The following is a 1450-nucleotide window of genomic DNA, read 5'->3' as shown; positions in this document are numbered from 1 at the left end:
ACCGCTGCGGCCCCGCCTGCAGCGCCAGCTGGGTCGTCCGGTCCGCCGGCGCCGCCGATCTCGCGCTAAGCCAGCTATTTTTTGATCGACAGGCGGGGGCCGCGTTCATCGCGGCCCCCGCCTTGTGTTGACCACGATTAGAGTGTTGCTCTAGAGTTGTGCTCTAGGAGGCGTCCATGACGGCGAGCGTGCGAGACGACCTGTTGGCGGCCGGGCTGATCGTGTTCGACCGCGTCGGCTTCGAGGCTGCGACGGTCGCCGCGATCCGCACCCGGGCGCGCGCCTCCAATGGCAGCTTCTTTCATGCCTTCGGCTCGAAGAAGGAGCTCGCCGGTGCGCTGTTCCTGGAGGTCTTGCAGCACTATCACGCTGCGGTGCTGGCTGCGCTCGATCCGGTGCCGGATGCGGAGCAGGGCATCGATCGCCTGATCCGGGCGCATCTCGACTGGGGCGTGACCAGCCGGCGCGAGGCGCGCTATCTCTTCGAAATTTCCCGGAGCGAGTGGGGCGAGGATTTGCGCGACGCCCAGCGCGCGCAGAATGCGCGCCTTGCCGAAGGTATCGAGCGCTGGCGTGCGCCACTGGTTGCAAGTGGCGAACTCTTGCCGATGAAACCGGTGATGTTCGTCAGCCAGCTGATCGGTCCGGCTCAGATTTTTTGCCGCGCCTTCCTGTCGGGACGCGACCGCACCGATCCGCGCAGCGAGGCCGACACGCTGATCGCCTGCGCCATCCGTGCGCTACGGCCACCCGATCGCATCAACAAGCAATAAGGAGAGACTGCATGCGCGCCGAAGCAGATCCCGAATTCGCAGCACTTGCCGAGCACATCCAAGCCAATGTCGGCCGGCAGGGCTTCATGAACCTGGTCGGCGCCGAGCTCTCGGAACTGTCGCGCGGCACCTGCACGATCGCCGTGGATCGCCGGCCGGAGCTGCTGCAACAGCACGGCTTCTTCCACGGCGGCGTCACCGCCTTCCTGGTCGACAACGCCACCACGATCGCAGCCGCCACCTCGCGCGGTCAGCCGGCGCTGACGGCGGAATACAAGCTCAATCTGTTGTCGCCCGCGGTCGGCGAGAAGCTGATCTGCCGCGCCCGGGTGATCAAGCCGGGCCGGCAGGTGTCGGTGGTCGCGGCCGACGTGTTCTGCGTCAGCGACGGTGTCGAGAAGCACACGGCAACGGCACTGGCCTCGATCGCGATGTTGAGCGAGGACGTCGCCGCCAAAACGAAAAGCCCGGCCGCCTGAGGCGACCGGGCCCTTTTGTTCGTCATTCCGGGATGGCGCGCAAGCGCCAGACCCGGAATCTCGAGGTTCCGGGTTCGGTCCTGCGGACCGCCCCGGAACGACATGCTTCGCTTACTTCTCTTCCGCGGCCGGCGCCGGCTCGACGTCGTCGGGCTCGGCTTCCGGATCGAAGAACTCGCCGGCGGCGGCGATCGCCTC

General features: G+C 67.0%; 2 protein-coding genes. Both read left to right on the top strand.

All coding sequences use genetic code 11. From position 1 onward, the window contains the following. The first annotated feature begins 176 nt into the window (after nt 1-176). A complete protein-coding gene (locus MOV75_RS37895) occupies nt 177-773 on the top strand; it encodes a TetR/AcrR family transcriptional regulator (protein WP_247007965.1) in 597 nt (198 codons plus the stop codon). Nucleotides 774-784: 11 nt separating this feature from the next. Continuing rightward, complete coding sequence (locus tag MOV75_RS37890) at nt 785-1252, top strand: PaaI family thioesterase (RefSeq protein WP_246932634.1); 468 nt, start codon at nt 785-787, stop codon at nt 1250-1252. The last annotated feature ends 198 nt before the right edge of the window (nt 1253-1450 follow it).

The sequence above is a fragment of the Bradyrhizobium sp. PRIMUS42 genome (genome assembly GCF_023006515.1).
Classification (GTDB): domain Bacteria; phylum Pseudomonadota; class Alphaproteobacteria; order Rhizobiales; family Xanthobacteraceae; genus Bradyrhizobium.
The sequence above is the reverse complement of the archived record's forward strand: the minus strand, read 5'-3'. Positions and strand labels throughout refer to the sequence as shown.

Coding starts and splice junctions, on each gene's coding strand:
- MOV75_RS37890 (WP_246932634.1), top strand. CDS start 785: ATGCGCGCCGAAGCAGATCCCGAATTCGCAGCACTTGCCGAGCACATC.
- MOV75_RS37895 (WP_247007965.1), top strand. CDS start 177: ATGACGGCGAGCGTGCGAGACGACCTGTTGGCGGCCGGGCTGATCGTG.